The organism is Micromonospora sp. ATCC 39149 (assembly GCF_000158815.1).
In the GTDB taxonomy this organism is placed as follows: Bacteria; Actinomycetota; Actinomycetes; order Mycobacteriales; family Micromonosporaceae; genus Micromonospora.
In genome coordinates, this window is record NZ_GG657738.1 from 4,814,465 (window position 1) to 4,830,458 (window position 15,994).

Sequence of the window (15,994 nt, forward strand, 5' to 3'; positions counted from 1 at the left end):
GCGGGCCTCCGCCTCCTACGCGGTGCAGCGCGCCTACGACGACCCCCTGGTGATGGCCGAGCACCGGCTGACCGGGGAGGCGTTCGTCGGGGACGTGACCCTCGCCGACCCGGCGCGGGTGGACGACACCGGCAAGCGCCCGGTGCTGCGCCCCCGGATCCAGGTGGTGACCACCGAGCCGGTGGCGGTGCCGGTCGGTGCGACGCTGTACTCGCCGGCCCGGCCGGGGCAGAAGGCGCGGGTCGTCTTCCTGACCCCGGCGGCCGACGGCAAGACCGAGGTGGTGCTGGAGCTCTCCGGCGGCATGGGCCGGGGGCTGACCGCCCCGCCGGGCACGGTGCCGGAGGTGGGGGAGCGGATCTGCCTCACCACCCTGGCCGACGGATTCCTGCCGGCGGGCGCGTTCCCCGCGCCGGAGGAGACCCCGTGGACGCACGGCGGCCCGCCGGCCGCCACCGCCGGTCCCATGGCCGGCCCGGCCACCACCGCCGGTCCCATGGCCGGCCCGGCCGCCACCGCCGGTCCCGTGGCCGCTCCGCCGGACGGTGACCCGACGGAGGAGTGGGCCTGACGGTCCCGCCGGGTCGTGCCGTGCCACCGTCCTCGGTGCACCGGCTCTGGCGGCCCGCCCGGCGGCTGGCTACGCTTTCGTGGTTCGCCGTCAATCACCGGTCCTCGCCGGGGAAGGTGCGCGCAGGAGAGAGAGCCGGACGACCACTGTGCTGCCTCACGACGCACGTCACGCCTGCGCGGCTCCTGCTGGGGCGGCCCGGCCCGGTCGGGTCGGGCTCGCCGTGGCCGCGGCGATCCTGCTCGTCGAGCTGGCCTGGGTGCTCGCCGCCCTGCCCGGCGCGGCCCTGGTCAGCGATCTCGGCGCGATCGCCGTGGCCGGCTGGTCCGGCTACGCCTGTGTCCGCGCCGCCCGCCGGCACCCGGCGCCGCTGCGCCGGTTCTGGCTGTTCCTCGCGGCCACCATGGGTCTCGCCGCGCTCGGCCGGACGGTGTGGACAGTACAGCGGCTCGGCGACGACGCCCTGCCGCACAGCCTGCTCGTCGGCGGGCTGTTCACCCTCGGTATCGGCACCGGGACCGCCGCGTTGCTCTGCTGCGTCGCCGCGCCGCGCAGCGCCGTCGGTCGGGCCCGCACCGTGCTGGACGGGGTGATCGTCGGGCTCGCCCTCATCCCGATCGGCTGGGTGGTGGTGTTCCGGGGCATCGCCGAGGCCGACCTGGCGGACCCGGTGCGCACCTTCGGGCTGCTCTACCCGATGCTCGACCTGATGCAGCTGACCATCCTCGTGGCGGTGGCCAGCCCGACCCGCCCGATGTGGCGGCCACTGGCCGTGATCGGGGCGAGCCTGGGCACCCGGGCGGTGGCCGACGCCGTGTACATCTCCCTGTTCGCCCAGGGCAGCTACGCCCCCGGCCACCCCATCGACGTGTGCTGGCCGCTGAGCTATCTCCTGATCGGCGTAGCCGCCCACTACCCGCAGCCCCCGGCCTGGGACGGCCGGGAGGAGGCCACCGAACCGCCCTTGCCGCCGTGGTGGCGCGTGGCCCTGCCGTACCTGCCGGTGGGCGGGGCGATCGTGGCGGTGGTGCTGGCCCGCCGGCCCACCGGGCAGACCCCGCAGCTGGTCTTCGTCGGCATGATGGCCCTGCTCGGCGTCCTGGCGCTGCGGCAGGGGCTGGCCGCCAACGAGAACATGTGGCTCGTCGCCCGGCTGCGCCGGCTCGCCTACACCGACCAGCTCACCGGCCTGCCGAACCGGCTCACCTTCACCCGCCGGCTGCGCCGGGCGTTGCGCGACGAGGCCCCCGTCGCCGTGCTGCTGCTCGACCTGGACGGCTTCAAACAGGTCAACGACCGGTTCGGGCACGTCACCGGTGACGGCATCCTGACCAGTATCGCCGGCCGGATGGAACGGGCCGTGGCCGGCGACGGCAGCATCGCCCGGCTCGGCGGCGACGAGTTCGCCGTCCTCGTCGACGGCGACCGGAAGGTCCGCCCGGAGCACCTGGCGGAACGGCTGCTCGACGCCCTGCAACCCTCCCCGGGCGAGGAGGAGGCGGGCGTGCACCCCTCGGCCAGCATCGGCATCGCCGAGTACGGCCCGCAGCACGCCTCCCACACCGACCTGCTCCGCGACGCCGACATCGCCATGTACGCGGCCAAGGCGGCCGGCAAGTCCGCGTACCGCACGTGCACCCCGGCGCTGCGCGAGGCGGCGGTGGGCCGCGCCGAGCTGATCGCCGACCTGCGCCGCGCCGTCGACGAGGAGCAACTGCACCTGGAGTACCAGCCGATCGTCGACCTGGCCACCGGCGAGGTGCGCAGCGCGGAGGCGCTGGTGCGCTGGCGCCATCCCCGGCTGGGGCTGCTCACCCCCGCGCGGTTCCTGCCGCTGGCCGAGGAGACCGGGCTCATCCTGCCGATCGACCGCTGGGTGATCCACGAGGCATGCCGGGCCGCCGCCACCTGGCGGGACCACTGTCCGGAGGCCACCGTGGCGGTCAACATCGCCGCCGCCCACCTGTGCCGGCCGGACCTGATCGCCACCGTCACCGCGGCTACCGCCGGTGCCGGCCTGGCCCCGCGCGCGCTCACCCTGGAGCTGACGGAGTCGGCCCTGATCGAGGGGAGCGACACGGTGCTGGACCGGCTGCGCCAACTCCGCGAGCTGGGCATCCGCATCGCCATCGACGACTTCGGCACCGGCTACTCGTCGCTGAGCTACCTGCACCGCATCCCCGCCACCGAGCTGAAGATCGACCGGTCGTTCGTGACCCGGCTCGGCGAGGACGCCCGCGCGTACGCCACGGTGGAGATGGTGACCCGGCTCGCCGGCGCGTTCGACCTGACGGTGGTGGCCGAGGGGGTGGAGACGGACGGGCAGCACGAGGCGGTCACCGCGATCGGCTGCGTGCACGGCCAGGGCTGGCGGTACGGCCGCCCCGCCGCCCTGGCCGACCTGCGCGCCGCCCTCATCCCGGCGGCGCGCAACCGGGCCTGACCGGCGTCCCGGGCCTCACAACAGCAGGTCGAGCAGTGTGACCACGTGCCACACGGCGCGCGGGGGGAACGTGAATCGACGCGACGTGATCCCCCTTTCGTGCTAGTTGGTCCGCCGATCGGGTGATTCGCCTGCCTCGGCGGGTCCGTCGGGTTCGTTGGCACCGTTGATCCCGGTGACACCCCGGTTGGTGGCTCGCGCGACGAAGGAGTCGGCGTGGCGAAGACTGATTCGACGGGTTCCACCTGGCGGTATTTGACCGGTGCCGCGTGGCGGCAGTCGACCGGCTCCACGTGGCGGTACCGGTGGGCGTACCGGCAGAACGAACGGCGGCAGCGGGCGTACCGCGACGCCGAGCGGGCCTGGCTGCGGCGCGACGACGAACTGCGGCGGCTGCGCGCGGCGGCGGCCGACTTCGGCCGGCACGCCACGGCCGGCGCCGGCCTGCCGCTGGAACTCGATCCCGGCGAGCGGGTGTTCTGGGCGTTGCCCGCCGCGCAACTGGTCGAGCTGCGGCACACCGCCGTGCTCCCCGCCCCCGACCTGAGCGTCGACCCCGACCGGCCCGCCCTGCACCACCGGCGACCCGACGGGGTCAAGGTCACCGACGCCGGCCTCGCCGTGCTCACCGACCGCCGGCTCGTCCTGCTCGGCGGGCGCGGCCGGCGCGACTGGGCGTACGGGAAGATGACCGGCCTGGCCCACGACCCGGCGGCACCGATCACCCTGATCCAGGTGCTCGACCGGCGGCGCACCTCCGGCCTGCTGCTGCCCGCCGAGGCCGCGGCGGAGTTCCGGTTCACCCTCACCCTGGCCTTCGCCGAGGCCATCGAGCAGCGGGGCGCGGTGCTCGCCCAGCTCGACGAGCTGATCGCCGCGCACGACCAGCTCCGGCCGTTCCGCCCCGCCATCGCCACTCCCGCCCAGGCCCGGATCACCTCCCTCGTGCCGGGCGGCCGGCGTACCGTCGCGGTGGCCGCCGCCATGGCGCTGCTGGTGCCCGTGGCGCTGTTCGATTCGGACCCGCCGGTGCGGCCCGGCTCGGACGTCGCCGTCGCCGCCACAATCGCGCCCACCGCCGTGCCGGCCGTGCTCCCCACCGCCCGGACCGGCCCGACGGCCACCGCGAAGCCGCGGCACGGCACCGCGTCGCCCACCGCCCAGCCGGCGGCGAACCGCGACAGGCGCTGCGGCGCACCGGCGAACCCGTTCGGGTACGACTACTGCGGCGGCTCCCGCATCCGGCGGCCCGACGTGCGGGTGTGCGACTACTTCGACTGTGGGCAGGACTTCTGGGCCGGGACGGGATACCTGGTGCAGTGCCGCGACGGCGCACTCAGCCTCACCGGGGGCCGGGCGGACGTCTGCGCCACCCACGACGGACTCCGCCGCACCGTCTGGACCTGATCTGCGCCGCCGGGCCGGTGGTGTGCGTGTCGGATGATCAATGGCATGTTCAGCCTCAAGAGGGACCGCCACCGTAAGAAGCGGCATGGCCTCGACTCCTGCACCGACTGCGACTGCGACGGCCCGGACTGCTGCGACTTCGGGCTCTTCTCGTTCCTGCTCACCCTCGGCTCGGCGACCGCCGGGGCGACCCGGGCACCGGTCGTCGACCGGGCTGGCCGGGCCGCGATCCTCGGCTACCGGCGGTGGCTGTCGCACCGCTGGCCGGGCCAGTGCCGTTACACCCCGACGTGCAGCGCGTACGGGCTGGCCGCCGTCGAGCGGCACGGCCTGGCCGTGGGCGGGCGGATGGCCGCCGAGCGGCTGCGCCGCTGCAAGCCCCACGTGCCCTGGGGCACCCACGACCCGGTCCGCTGACCGCCTTCTTCTTGATCGTGGACAGTTGTCGTCCCCCGGCGACGACAGCTGTCCACGAGCGCTTACTCCGGGGCGTGGCAGACGGCCTCGACGTTGTTGCCGTCCGGGTCGCGGACGAACGCGCCGAAGTAGGTCGGGTGGTATTCCGGCCAGACGCGGGGAGCGTGCAGCACCTCCGCGCCGGCGGCGATTGCCGCGTCGTGGAACGCCCGCACGGCGGCCCGATCCCGGGCGGCAAAGGCGATGTGCGCCTCGCGCCCGTCGCCTGGAGAGTCCACCGGGCTCAGCCAGAAGTCGGGCTGCTCGCTGCCGTAGCCGACCACGTCGCCGAACTCCATCAGCCGGCGCGCGCCCAGCGGCGCGAGAACGGCGTCGTAGAAGGCGAGGCTGGCGGGAATGTCACGGGCCTGAATGCCCAGGTGATCGAGCAAGACGTCTCCCTCGTCGTAGTTGCGCCGCCAGGATAGGAACGACCTACGACACTTCACCGGCGGCCGGTGAGTGGAGTCGCTGCCCGCGTCTGGGCGCCGGCCGGGGGAAGGGCAGCCGACGACGCCGACATCACGCCGACGCCGCCTGAGCCTTCCGGGGTCACCTGATCAGGCCGCGATGGCGCGGGCCGCCGCGTACAGGTCGGCCGGCAGCGGATGGGCCAGCTCCCAGACGATGCGCATCGGCCGGTCCCCGGTGTGCCGCCGGTACGTCATCGGCCCGGCGTACAGGTACGCCGGCGCACCGAGATCCCGATCCGGCACCCGGGTCTCCCGTACGAACAGGTGCACGGTCGACCCCAGTGACGCGTGGTTGACGTATCGCTGCCCGGTCGCCGACGCCGCCGACGTGGTGCTCTGCGACTCCCACTGGAACAGCCGCTCGGTGATGGCCCGGTCCGCGTACATGGTGGTGGGGGAGTAGTGCTGCTCCGACTTGACCAGGGTGACGAAGAACAGGTCCGCCTGTTCGGATTCCAGCCACTTCACGCCCTCCCGCAGCGACCCGGGGTTGGGCATCCCGAACGCTGCGCACGCCTCGTTGCGGCTGTACCGGGCGTGCACCCGCAGCGCGCCGACGGGTGCGGTGACCCGGTGGATGCGTTCCCGCAACACCTCGGCGACCTGCCGCAGCTCGGCGCGGCGCGCCGGCTCCGCCCACAGCCGCGCCAGCCGTTCCTCGCGGGCGGCCAGCGGAACCTGAGGCCCCCACAGGTCGAAGTGCAGCATGTCCCACAGGCGTCCTGGCTCCGGCCGCTCACCGACGGCGACCCGGGCCAGCAGGTCGAGCCGGTCGACGTCGTCCAGGTGCAGCATCCGCCCGATGGCCCGGCCCAGCTCCCGGTCGTCCGGGCCAGGGCTGGAGGTGTCCAGGCCGGCGAGCCGCCGCAGCCCGGTCCACCCGCCGACCGAGGCCGACCGGTACACGTCCTCGATCTCCAACCCAGTTTCCCGCAGGAACTCCGCCAGGCTGACGTCCCCGAGCTGCCGCAGCTCCGCGACCAGGCCCTTCTTGGAGGTGGGCAGCGCGCTCCTGAGGTTGGCGAGCACCACCTCCTTCGCCACCCGGTCGAGTTGGACGTGGCAGCCGCTCGGCAGCGACGGGAAGTCCTGCTCGACTGCGTCCCTGACCGCCCGCCGGCTGACCCCGGTCAGGGCCCGCCAGCGCAGGTCGAAGCGGAAGTTGGCGTGCTGCCCGCCGATGAAGTCCAGCACCGTCAGGCACGGCTTGTCGTCGTCGAGGCGCAGGCCCCGGCCGAGTTGCTGGAGGAAGATCGTGGCGCTCTCGGTGGGCCGCAGCATCAGGATCGTGTCGACCATCGGCAGATCGACGCCCTCGTTGAACAGATCGACGGTGAACAGCACCCGTAGCTTGCCGGCCCTGAAGTCGCGCAGCAGGCCATGCTGCGCCGACCGGTCCGCCCGGGAGGTCACCGCCGCCGACGGTACGCCGTGCCGGGTGAACCAGTCCGCCATGAACTCGGCGTGCCCGATGCTCACGCAGAACCCGAGCGCCCGCATCCGGTGCACGTCCACTTTGTCCCGCACGCTGCTGAGGACGATCCGAGCTCGGGCATCGTTGCCGGTGTAGACCCCGCCCAACTCGCCCGGGTCGTAGCCCTGGCCTCGCTTCCACCGCAGGTGCGACAGGTCCACGTCGTCGTGCACGCCGAAATACTGGAAGGGGGCCAGCAACTGCCGCTCCAGGGCCTCCCACAGGTGCAGCTCCACGGCGGTGCGGCCGTCGAACCACCGCCGCACGTCGCCGCCGTCGGCCCGGTCGGGGGTCGCCGTCAGCCCCAGCAGTACGCGCGGACGCAGCCGCCCCAGCAGCCGCGCGTACGTCGGTGCCTCCGCGTGGTGGAACTCGTCGACGATCACCATGTCGTACGCCCCGGGGTCGATCTCGCGGCGGTGCAGCGACTGGATGGAGGCGAAGACGTGCCGCCAGCCCGTCGGCTCGCGGCCCCCGACCAGCAGCTCACCGAAGCTGCCGTCGCCTATCGCCTGCCGGAACGTCGACAGGCTCTGTCGCAGGATCTGCTCCTGGTGGGCGACGAACAGCAGCGAGTCGACGGTGCCGGCCCGGTGTAGCCGTCGGTAGTCCAGCGCCGCCACCACCGTCTTGCCGGTGCCGGTCGCCATCACCACCAGGTTGCGGTGCCGGCCGTGCACCTGCCGTTCCGTGTCCAGGTCGGCCAGGATCTCCGCCTGGTACGGGTACGGCCGCACGTCCAGGTTCGCGATCTCGGCGATCCCGTCCTCCGACCGCTCGCCGCGCAGCGCGTGCCGCAGCCGCTCGCCGTCCCGGGCCGGCTGGTACGCCTCGAACGCCGGATCGTTCCAGTAGTCCTCGAACGTGGCGGTGAACGTGTCGATGACGTGCGGCTGCTCGACATTCGAGATGCGGACGTTCCACTCCACCCCGTCGACCAGCGCCGCCTTCGACAGGTTCGACGAGCCGACGTACGCGGTGGTCATGCCGTTGCCCCGGCGGAACAGCCACGCCTTGGCGTGCAGCCGGGTGGTCCTGGTCTCGTAGGAGACCTTGACGTCGGCGCCAAGCTCGGCGAGCCGATCGAGGGCCCGTTGGTCAGTCGCCCCGAGATACGTGGTGGTGATGACCCGCAGCGTGCCACCCCGGCCGATCAGCTCGCGGACCGCCGGTTCGACGATGCGCAGGCCGTGCCACTTGATGAACGCGCAGAGCAGGTCGACGTGGGTGGCCGAGGCCATCTCGTGGGTGACCTCGTGGCCGATGCGGGGCTGGTGGCGGCCGTTGACCAGCAGCGCGCCGGTGGACAGCGGGGTGGTGGGGCGCTGCGGAAAGGTGGGCTGTGCCGGGGGTGTGGGTGGGGCGGCGATGGCGTGCAGGAGGTTCCTGGCATCGGCGATGTGGTCGTGGTGGTCCGTCGAGGCGGGGCTGAGAGTGGCGATGGCCTCGGCGATGCGGTTGGTCAGGTCGACCTGGCGGAGAAGCTTGTCATCGCCGTTGGGGACGGCTTGCAGGGCACGACTGATCAGGGCGGCGAGGTGCCGGGTCAGGGGGTGGTGGGAGTCGGCGGGGTCCAGGGGGTGGTGCTGGACGTGGCCCGGGTCGAGGTGGTGGAGATGGGTGGCGACCTGATGAGTGATCAGATGCTCGTAGATGCCCACCTCAGGCTCGTCCATGGGGCTGGAGAGTAGCGCGTCCGGGCTCGACGCGCGGGTGTGCCGAAAGCCGCGTGTTGATGTTGGTGGTGGCCTGCGTTCGGTGGACCGATTGGGGACCGTGTGGGGGACGGCCGCGATTTCGCCGACACGCCGCACGGGCTCGTGGTTGTCGAGGGTGAATCTCAGGTAGAGGATCCAGCACTATCTGGACTGCGGATGTGGTTGATGGAGGACGACCAACTCTTGTCTTGGGTCAGCGGCGTGATGTGTGCACCGGCGTCGACAAGTCGTTGGAGGCTCGCCGCGTATGCCGGGTGAGCCGCGAGCTCTGGCTTCACGTTCGGAAAGGCGTAGGTGGGCAGTCCCGTGCCGAGCGCCTGGTTGAGGATGCCGAGGGCTACGTTGTCGTTGATTCCGAGTGCCCACTTGTTGATGACATTGAAGGTGGCTGGCGCGACCACGACCACGTCGGCCGCCGGATGGGGCTCCGGGTCGCCCGGCTGCCGCCATTCGACCCGAACCGGATACCCCGTCTGTTGCGCCACAGCGCCCCGATCGATCCAGGTAGCGGCGGTCGGCGTGGCGGTCACACACACTGTCCACCCGTCGCTCATCAGTAGGTCAATGAGCTCACTGATCCGCAGCACAGGTGGTGCCGCAGAGACAACGAGAGCCAGCACTCGTCTGCTGTTCACACCAACACACCCGCCCGCTCAGCCAGCGGTCGAAGCCCCGGTGTCGCAGCCCTCCGTTCCTTCGACAGCAGGTCGAGCAGCAGCATGCGAGCCTGGATGTTGGTGTGGACAGCCTCAGCGGCGACACGTTCCGCTTCGAGGAGGTGTAGTACCGCGACCGATTTATCTGCCGAGCCCGTCATAGTCGCGGCAGCGAGGTCAACGTGTACCTGAGCTCGCCGGCCAACCAGCACCGCAGGCAGGCGGGAAGTGTCCAGGCGCGTTCCGATTTCTATGGCGTGGGCCGGACTGCCCACACGAACTGCGGTGGAGACGGCATGAATGGTGACATTCGTTGGGCCGAACCCGGTCCACAGCCGGTTGCCGTCCGATCCGAGTTGCGTTGCAAGCTCAGCGGCCTTGTTGAGATGGCACCCGGCTGTCTTTGCGTCCAGCCGGTTAGCTGCCATCACCGCAGCCAGGAGGAGTAGCGCCCCATGTGCAGACAGGAGGTCATGGCTGGTTTGCCCCTGTTGAGAAGTGAGCTTCTCAACGGTGGTCTGCACCACCAGCTCAGCATCACCCGACCGGCCAGGTAGACGGAGAAGAGCACATGCTGCCTGGTACGCGGCCACGGCGGCAAGCGGGCGATCGCCGGCCAGCCCTGCAGCGGTCGAGGCTCGGTCGGCCGCAAGAAGGGCGGTCTGACCATCCCCGATCTTGGCGGCAAGCTTCGAAGCGGCGATGTAGGCGGCGGCGAGCAATCGGAAGGCGCTTGTGCGGTTGCCTCCCGAGGATTGACTCGCTGCCTCGGCGGCCCTAGCCAAGACCTCCGGCACGAGTCGAGCTGCTGAGCTGTAGCTCGCGCGTTGATAGAGGTGGTGGACTCGGCCGACGTCCCGCCGCACGTCGGCGAGGGAACGCACCTGGCCAGTCTGATGCACCGGGACATAGTTGCCAAGGAACGCTCGCAGGCCCGTCAGGAGTTCCGTCCGAGCGGTTCCGAGTGATGGAGCCGGGCTTCCGTTCTTCATGACCTGACCTCGCCGGGGTGCCACCGAGACATCAATGAGCATGTCATCGAGCTGTTCGAGCGTAACTCGCAATGCCGTTGCGATTCGGCTTCGCTGCCAGGGTTGCGGATCCGTTTCGGCGTTCTCCCATCGGACGACGGTGGAGCGTTCCACATCAAGCAGCTCGGCCAACCGCTCCTGGCTCAGGCCAAGCGTCTTCCGCCGCTGGCAGAGTCGATGCCGCTTCAGAGCCACTCAGACCTCCTTCGCCTGGCGTCACTCTAGTAACCGTATGTCGATGTCGCGGGTACGCAGACGCCACATTGATGCGTCATTTCGGCTCCTTCGACGCTGTGGTTACTGCTCTGGCTCACCTCGAAGCTGGGATGCATGACCCGGTGCGGGTGCTGGGCTCCGGGGTGTGTCGGCCCGAACGACGCGACCTCGTCCCCGCCCGCCCCGGCGCACTTCCACCCTTCCGCGACGTACAGGGGCGCAGAAACCATGAGTACCGCCGTAGCAGACTTCCCCGTTCCCATCCGGGCCATCGACGAGGACGTGATCCCAGCGGTCCGCCCCAACGCCCCCGAGTCCTGGCCGGGGGGAGCGCAGTACCGCAGTGAACGGGTCCCGAACCCGTGTCGGCTGCCTCGCTGGGGGCAGGCCATGCCCGAGCACGGTGAGCAGGCGTGACGCCGGCCGAGATCGTCCGCCGGTGGCTGCGGCTGGTGGTGGCGGACGCGGAGCTGTCCCCGTACCTCGTCGGGGTGGATCTGGACCGGATCGCCGCGCACCTGACGGTGAGCCTGACCGCCACGCTCGCCGGTGAGTCGGCGGACGCCTGGGGTGGGCTGGGCCTGTCGGAGGCGCAGTGCCGGCGGATCGGTGACTACCTGGTCGGGGTGTGCTGGGCGGCCGACCTGCCCGGCGAGCGGATCGCCCAGGTGCGTCGGGCGGTGGCCCGATGAGCGCCGCCGGCGACTCCGCTGAGGCGGCGGTGGGGACCGGCGACGGCGTGCCGGCCAGGGTGATCGGTCACGACCGGCCGTGCGCCGGCATCGCCATCCTGACCCTGCGCCCCTGGGCGCGGCTGCCGCACCACCCCGGCCAGGCTGTTCCCGTCCAGACCCCACGGTGCCCCGGCCGCTGGCGTTGGTATTCCCCCGCCAATCTGCCGCGCCCCGATGGCACCGTCGAGCTGCACGTCCGTGCCGTGGCTGCTGGCACCGTCTCGGGCAGCCTCGTCCATGACGTACGCCCCGGCGAACTGCTGCACCTCGGCCCGCCCCGCGACACTGGCCTGCACCTGCGCGACGGTGACCTGCTGTTGGTGGCCGGCGGCACCGGGCTGGCCCCGCTGCGCGCCCTGGTCGAACAGGTCGCCGCCGCTCCCGACGGCCGCCGGGTCACGCTGGTCGTCGGTGCGCGCACCTTCGCCGAGTTGTACGACGCGATCGCCCTCGACAAGCTCCAGCGCGCCCACGGGTGGCTGACCATCGTGCCCGCCCTCTCCCACGATTCGCACGCCGATCCGGCCGAGCAGGGTGACGCGCTCACCCTCGCGCTGCGCCACCACCAGCCTCACCAACAGGTGTACGTCTGCGGCCCGCCCGCCATGGTCGACATCGCCCGCTGCTGGTTGCCCCTCGCCGGCGTGCCCGAGGACCGCCTTCACCTGCCCGACCCGGCTGGCCCGTGACGGAACCCGCCGCAGCACGCGCTATCGGCGATCGGGCTGCGAAGCAGAACGGCACGTAGTCGGCGACGGACCCGCCGGGTGGGCAGGGGCGCATGCAGGCAGGGCTGGTGCCGGTAGTGTGCCGAGACGCCCATGGGAGGTGGAATCGATGCGTGCTGGGCTGGAGGTGCCGCCGTCCGTCGAGGCGGAGCGGGTCGTCACGGCGGTGCTGGCCGACCTGCGTTCCGGTGACCACCGGGGGGTGGTCGTCGACTCGCCGCCCGGTGCCGGCAAGTCCACCCTCGTCGTCCGCGCCGCCGTCGAACTCGCCGCCGCCGGCGAGCCGCTGATCATCATCGCGCAGACCAACGAGCAGGTCGACGACCTCGTCGACCGGCTCGCCCGCAAGGCCCCCGAGCTGCGCATCGGCCGGCTCTCCGCCACCGAGTACCGGCCTACCGACCGGGTGAAGGGGCACGCCACGGTCAGGGTGGCCGCGAAGGTCCCCGACCTCGGCGAGCCGGCCGTCATCGTCGGTACGGCCGCCAAGTGGGCCACGGTCACCGACGGTTCCTGGCCGTGGGCGATCGTCGACGAGGCGTACCAGATGCGGTCGGACGCCCTGTTGCGCGTGGCCGGCAGGTTCGAGCGGGCCCTGTTCGTGGGGGACCCCGGGCAGCTCGACCCGTTCTCCACCCTCGAGACGCTGCGCTGGACGGGCCTGACCTGGGACCCGATGCAGTCCGCGGTGTCGGTGCTGCTGCGGCACAACCCGCAGCTACCGGTGCACCGGCTGCCGGTGTCGTGGCGACTGCCGGCCTCGGCGGCGCCGGTGGTCGCGGCGGCGTTCTACCCGTTCACCGGGTTCCGCGCCGGCACCGGCCACGACGACCGGGTGCTCGCGTTCACCGAGGCCGGGCCGGGAGACGCCGTGGACGCGGCGGTGGAGCTGGCGGCGTCGTCGGGCTGGGCGCTCTACGAGCTGCCGGAGCGGCACACCCCGCGTACCGACTCCGAGGTCGCCGCCGCGTGCGCCGCGCTGGCGCTGCGGGTGCTGGCGCGCGGCGCGGTCGCCGTCTCCGAACACGCGCCGGCCGGCGCGCCGGTCACCGCAGACCGGATCGCCGTCGGGGCGGCGCACCGCGACCAGGTCGCGGCCATCCGTGGGCACCTCGGCGAGGCCGGGGCGGGCGTCACCGTGGACACCGCCAACCGGCTCCAGGGCCGGGAGTACGACGTGACGATCGTGCTGCACCCGCTGTCGGGGCGGCGGGACGCGACCGCGTTCCACCTGGAGTCGGGGCGGCTGTGCGTGCTGACGTCCCGGCACCGGCACGCGTGCGTGGTGGTGGCGCGGGCGGGCATCGCGGAGTTGCTGGACGCGCACCCGTCGACCGAGCCGGTGCACCTCGACGTCCCGGTCAAGTTTCCGGACGGCTGGGAGGCTCACCAGCATCTCCTGGCGAAGCTGGCTAATCCCGTGTTCGCCGGTTGATTCCCCGCCCGCCTGGGCATCGCCAGCGGGTCGAGCACCCACACCGCGATGCCCACCGCCGCGAGCAGTGCCGCCGCGAGCACGCACCACAGGAGCATCCGGCGCGGTGACCTCCCGCGCGGGCCCACCCGCCGTGCGGTAACGACAGGTGGGGCGACAGGGCCGGCGTCCGGTGGGTCGGCGTCGGACCGCTGGCGGGGGTGCGCGGTGTCCGTCTCCCGGCGGGGGATCGCCGGTGGGCTTACCGGCCACCTGCCCACGGCGGTGGGCGGAGCCGGTACGGCGGCGGACGGGAGGGGGTGCTCGTCGAGATGCGCCTGCATGGTCCGCGCCGCCAGCCGGAGGCACCACAGGCCCCGGCCGGGCCTGAGGTCCTCGAAGGTGGTGCAGGTCAGGGCCTGGGCGATCAGGGAGAGGCGGGCCTGCCTGCGCCACGTGGGCGTCCCGCCGGGCGGTCGGGCGTAGGCGGTTCCCACCTCGTCGGCGATCCGGACGAGCTCCGCGACGGGTCCGGGCAGCGTGCCCGGTCGCCCTCGCTGCGGGTGGACGAGGTACGTGATCAGGGCCTCGGACTCGTCGCGGGTGAGGCTCGGGACGTACCGGAGCACGGTGGCCAGCAGCAGGGCGGCGAGGTCCCGGGTCAGCGGGGCCTCCGCGTCGATGGCGCTCAGCCCGACCAGCGAGAACCGTTCGGGGTACGGCCTGCCGTCGGCCCCGCAGGGCACGAGCACGTTGCCGCCGTGCAGGTCGCCGTGGGCGAAGCCGGGATGGAAGTCGATCGGCTGGCGGTGGTACGGCGATGCGGGGTCCAGGGCCCGCAGCGGGTTGGGCAGGGGCCGCGAGTCGATGAGCAGCGACTCGGCGCCACTGTGGAAGCCGAAGATGCTCATCGCGTCGTGGACCTTCTCCCACGTGCCGGCCGCCCTCAGTTCCCGTTCGAGGTACGGGCCGAGTGCGGTGGCGCGGGTCGGCGGGTGGGTCCTCCCGGGGGTCGGCTCGACGCCGTTCCACTCGTGCAGTACCGCCTCCAGCACGGCCCGGAACGCGGCGAGCAGGTCGTCGCCGTCCAGTTCGTCCAGGGCCCGCACCCGGGCGCCGCCGGTGGTCGTCTCCTCGAACATGAGCCGGCGGCCGTCGCGCAGGTCGATCGGGGGGAAGATCTGCTCGGCCAGGTGCCGCCTCGCGAAGTCCCCCGGCGCGGCGCGCGCCCGGTGCTGGCCGCGCACCTCCCGGTTCCGCGAGCGGGCCGGCAGGACCTTGACGAAGACCTTCCGGGTGAGCGTCCTGCCTGGCGGCACCGGCTCGGTGAGCCTCGCGACGAAGAGCGTGGCCCCGCCGTAGCCCCGATCGAGGCGCGTCTGCGGCGGGACGCTGATCTCCCGGTGGCACTGGTGCCCGAAGTCTTCCAGGGCTGCCCTGAGCGTAGGGTCGGGTACGTATGGTTCGAGGGGTTCGGCCATGTCCGCCGTTGGGCCCTTCACGAGGAAAGTGAACGTGGACGATCGGATCGCGTCGTCCGCGAAGGGTGTCGCGCGCGGAGTAGAAGCTACCTCAGGGTCGGGCGAATCAGGGGGATGCTCGCAGGGGGGCGCCAACCTACTCAAAGGTAATTCCGGCCGTCGCCCCCCGGGGCGGGCTCAGCCGGCGTACTGGTCGCCGAACTCGCGGACGCCGTCGACGTCGAGGGTGATCCGGCTGTTGTCGCCCCAGGCGCCGGTGGCGGCCCGCCAGCTCGGGTCGTCCCGCTCGTCGATGGCGGTCCAGTTCTGCCGGTGGAAGCGGAGCTGGATGGGCCCGCTCGACTCACCGGGGGCGAGCACCCCGTCGGTGAACGTCAGCCGGACGTGGCCGGGGACCGGCGTGCCCGGCACGGGGTACCGCGTCGGGGTGGGGCTCGGCGCGGGGGCGCTTCCCGGCGGCGGGGGCGGTGGCGCGGGCGGCAGGTAGTAGTAGAGCTCCCGCTCGATTCGGCCGCAGCCCATCGCCGCCCAGTCGCACTGGGTCACCAGCGAGGTGTTGCCGCCCTCGAAGCGCAGGTGGTAGTCCACCCGGACGGTGCTCAGGTCGAGCGGCTGCGTGCCGGTGTTGACGACCTGCGCGACGAACTGGACCTGGTTGTCCGTCGGCGACCAGTCGAGGTTGAGGTAGCTGACCTTCGCCCGGCCGTAGGCGGTGCGCAGGGCGGTGGCCGCCGACGTGTCCGAGTATCCGCCGATGGTGTACGCCTGGATCGCGATCCGGTACTCGGTGCCCGGCGGCAGGTCGGTCAGGGTGATCGAGGGCGTCTGTGTGCTGCCCAGACCCCGGTACGTGTTGGGGCCCAGCGGCACCAGCACCTGGTACGTGATGGGTTCCGTGCCGCCCGGCTCGCCCACCCAGGCCGATGGCGCCCAGGTGAGGGTGAGCTGGTGCGGCTCGTTGGCCACGACGACGGGCGCGCCGGGCGTGGTGAGGGCCGGGCTGTCATCGGCCCGGGCGGCGGTGACGGCGAGCAGGCTCAGTAGGGCGGCGACGGCAGCTGTGGCGGTGACGCGGCGGGCACGCATGGCAGGCAGCGTAGACGTCGAACAGTGTCGATGGGTATGGATATCCGGCCCGATGTTGCCGTCCGACCGTGCAGGGTCCTGGCTCACCAGTGGCGCAACCGCGGCG

Annotated in this window: 13 protein-coding genes and 1 pseudogene; 8 read left to right on the forward strand and 6 right to left on the reverse strand. The window is 72.4% G+C overall.

Going from position 1 to position 15,994, the window contains the following annotated elements; all coding sequences use genetic code 11:
• The 4 genes and pseudogenes from MCAG_RS21005 to yidD form a co-directional block, all read left to right on the forward strand.
• Positions 1 to 571 (forward strand): annotated as a pseudogene (locus MCAG_RS21005) (hypothetical protein); the annotation flags it as partial.
• Positions 572 to 794: 223 nt separating this feature from the next.
• Positions 795 to 3,014 carry a bifunctional diguanylate cyclase/phosphodiesterase gene (locus MCAG_RS35950; protein WP_304412197.1) on the forward strand — a complete coding sequence of 740 codons (2,220 nt, stop codon included), beginning with the start codon at positions 795 to 797 and terminating at the stop codon, positions 3,012 to 3,014.
• Between the two features lie 255 nt (positions 3,015 to 3,269).
• The gene (locus MCAG_RS21015) at positions 3,270 to 4,421 is read left to right on the forward strand and encodes a hypothetical protein (protein WP_007074994.1); all 1,152 of its coding nucleotides are present in this window, start codon (positions 3,270 to 3,272) and stop codon (positions 4,419 to 4,421) included.
• A 45-nt stretch (positions 4,422 to 4,466) separates the two neighbouring features.
• Positions 4,467 to 4,838: a membrane protein insertion efficiency factor YidD gene (gene yidD, locus MCAG_RS31200; protein ID WP_157548167.1), complete on the forward strand. Its 372-nt coding sequence runs from the start codon at positions 4,467 to 4,469 to the stop codon at positions 4,836 to 4,838.
• A 62-nt stretch (positions 4,839 to 4,900) separates the two neighbouring features.
• On the opposite strand, the gene MCAG_RS21025 is transcribed toward yidD, so the two are convergent.
• The 4 genes from MCAG_RS21025 to MCAG_RS31205 all read right to left on the reverse strand — a co-directional run bounded on the left by MCAG_RS21025 (position 4,901) and on the right by MCAG_RS31205 (position 10,424).
• Positions 4,901 to 5,269, reverse strand: a complete 369-nt coding sequence (locus MCAG_RS21025; protein ID WP_007074996.1) for a VOC family protein — start codon at positions 5,267 to 5,269, stop codon at positions 4,901 to 4,903.
• 168 nt (positions 5,270 to 5,437) lie between these two features.
• A complete protein-coding gene (locus MCAG_RS21030; RefSeq protein WP_036374533.1) occupies positions 5,438 to 8,500 on the reverse strand; it encodes a DUF3427 domain-containing protein in 3,063 nt (1,020 codons plus the stop codon).
• A gap of 164 nt (positions 8,501 to 8,664) precedes the next feature.
• On the reverse strand, positions 8,665 to 9,177 hold the full coding sequence (locus MCAG_RS21035) for a flavoprotein (protein ID WP_007074998.1): 513 nt from the start codon (positions 9,175 to 9,177) through the stop codon (positions 8,665 to 8,667).
• Positions 9,174 to 10,424 (reverse strand): helix-turn-helix transcriptional regulator, encoded by a 1,251-nt coding sequence (locus tag MCAG_RS31205; protein ID WP_007074999.1) that lies wholly within the window; start codon positions 10,422 to 10,424, stop codon positions 9,174 to 9,176. The genes MCAG_RS21035 and MCAG_RS31205 overlap by 4 nt, the downstream gene beginning before the upstream one ends.
• A gap of 249 nt (positions 10,425 to 10,673) precedes the next feature.
• On the opposite strand from MCAG_RS31205, the gene MCAG_RS31210 reads away from it, so the two are divergent.
• The 4 genes from MCAG_RS31210 to MCAG_RS21050 all read left to right on the forward strand — a co-directional run bounded on the left by MCAG_RS31210 (position 10,674) and on the right by MCAG_RS21050 (position 13,342).
• On the forward strand, positions 10,674 to 10,862 hold the full coding sequence (locus tag MCAG_RS31210) for a hypothetical protein (protein WP_007075000.1): 189 nt from the start codon (positions 10,674 to 10,676) through the stop codon (positions 10,860 to 10,862).
• Positions 10,859 to 11,137: a hypothetical protein gene (locus tag MCAG_RS21040; RefSeq protein ID WP_007075001.1), complete on the forward strand. Its 279-nt coding sequence runs from the start codon at positions 10,859 to 10,861 to the stop codon at positions 11,135 to 11,137. Before MCAG_RS31210 ends, MCAG_RS21040 begins: the two co-directional genes overlap by 4 nt.
• Complete coding sequence (locus MCAG_RS21045; RefSeq protein WP_083802328.1) at positions 11,134 to 11,868, forward strand: FAD-binding oxidoreductase; 735 nt, start codon at positions 11,134 to 11,136, stop codon at positions 11,866 to 11,868. Before MCAG_RS21040 ends, MCAG_RS21045 begins: the two co-directional genes overlap by 4 nt.
• A 148-nt stretch (positions 11,869 to 12,016) precedes the next feature.
• Positions 12,017 to 13,342 carry an AAA family ATPase gene (locus tag MCAG_RS21050; protein ID WP_036374537.1) on the forward strand — a complete coding sequence of 442 codons (1,326 nt, stop codon included), beginning with the start codon at positions 12,017 to 12,019 and terminating at the stop codon, positions 13,340 to 13,342.
• On the opposite strand, the gene MCAG_RS21055 is transcribed toward MCAG_RS21050, so the two are convergent.
• Together MCAG_RS21055 and MCAG_RS21060 are read right to left on the reverse strand one after the other, a co-directional pair.
• Positions 13,294 to 14,823 carry a hypothetical protein gene (locus MCAG_RS21055; RefSeq protein ID WP_007075004.1) on the reverse strand — a complete coding sequence of 510 codons (1,530 nt, stop codon included), beginning with the start codon at positions 14,821 to 14,823 and terminating at the stop codon, positions 13,294 to 13,296. The genes MCAG_RS21050 and MCAG_RS21055 overlap by 49 nt on opposite strands.
• Before the next feature lie 156 nt (positions 14,824 to 14,979).
• Positions 14,980 to 15,888 (reverse strand): cellulose binding domain-containing protein, encoded by a 909-nt coding sequence (locus MCAG_RS21060; protein ID WP_157548169.1) that lies wholly within the window; start codon positions 15,886 to 15,888, stop codon positions 14,980 to 14,982.
• Between the last annotated feature and the right edge of the window lie 106 nt (positions 15,889 to 15,994).

Bases quoted from the DNA above. Each gene is read 5' to 3' on its own strand.
- yidD (WP_157548167.1), top strand. From the start codon at position 4,467: ATGTTCAGCCTCAAGAGGGACCGCCACCGTAAGAAGCGGCATGGCCTC.
- MCAG_RS21030 (WP_036374533.1), bottom strand. From the start codon at position 8,500: ATGGACGAGCCTGAGGTGGGCATCTACGAGCATCTGATCACTCATCAG.
- MCAG_RS31210 (WP_007075000.1), top strand. From the start codon at position 10,674: ATGAGTACCGCCGTAGCAGACTTCCCCGTTCCCATCCGGGCCATCGAC.
- MCAG_RS21045 (WP_083802328.1), top strand. From the start codon at position 11,134: ATGAGCGCCGCCGGCGACTCCGCTGAGGCGGCGGTGGGGACCGGCGAC.
- MCAG_RS21050 (WP_036374537.1), top strand. From the start codon at position 12,017: ATGCGTGCTGGGCTGGAGGTGCCGCCGTCCGTCGAGGCGGAGCGGGTC.
- MCAG_RS21060 (WP_157548169.1), bottom strand. From the start codon at position 15,888: ATGCGTGCCCGCCGCGTCACCGCCACAGCTGCCGTCGCCGCCCTACTG.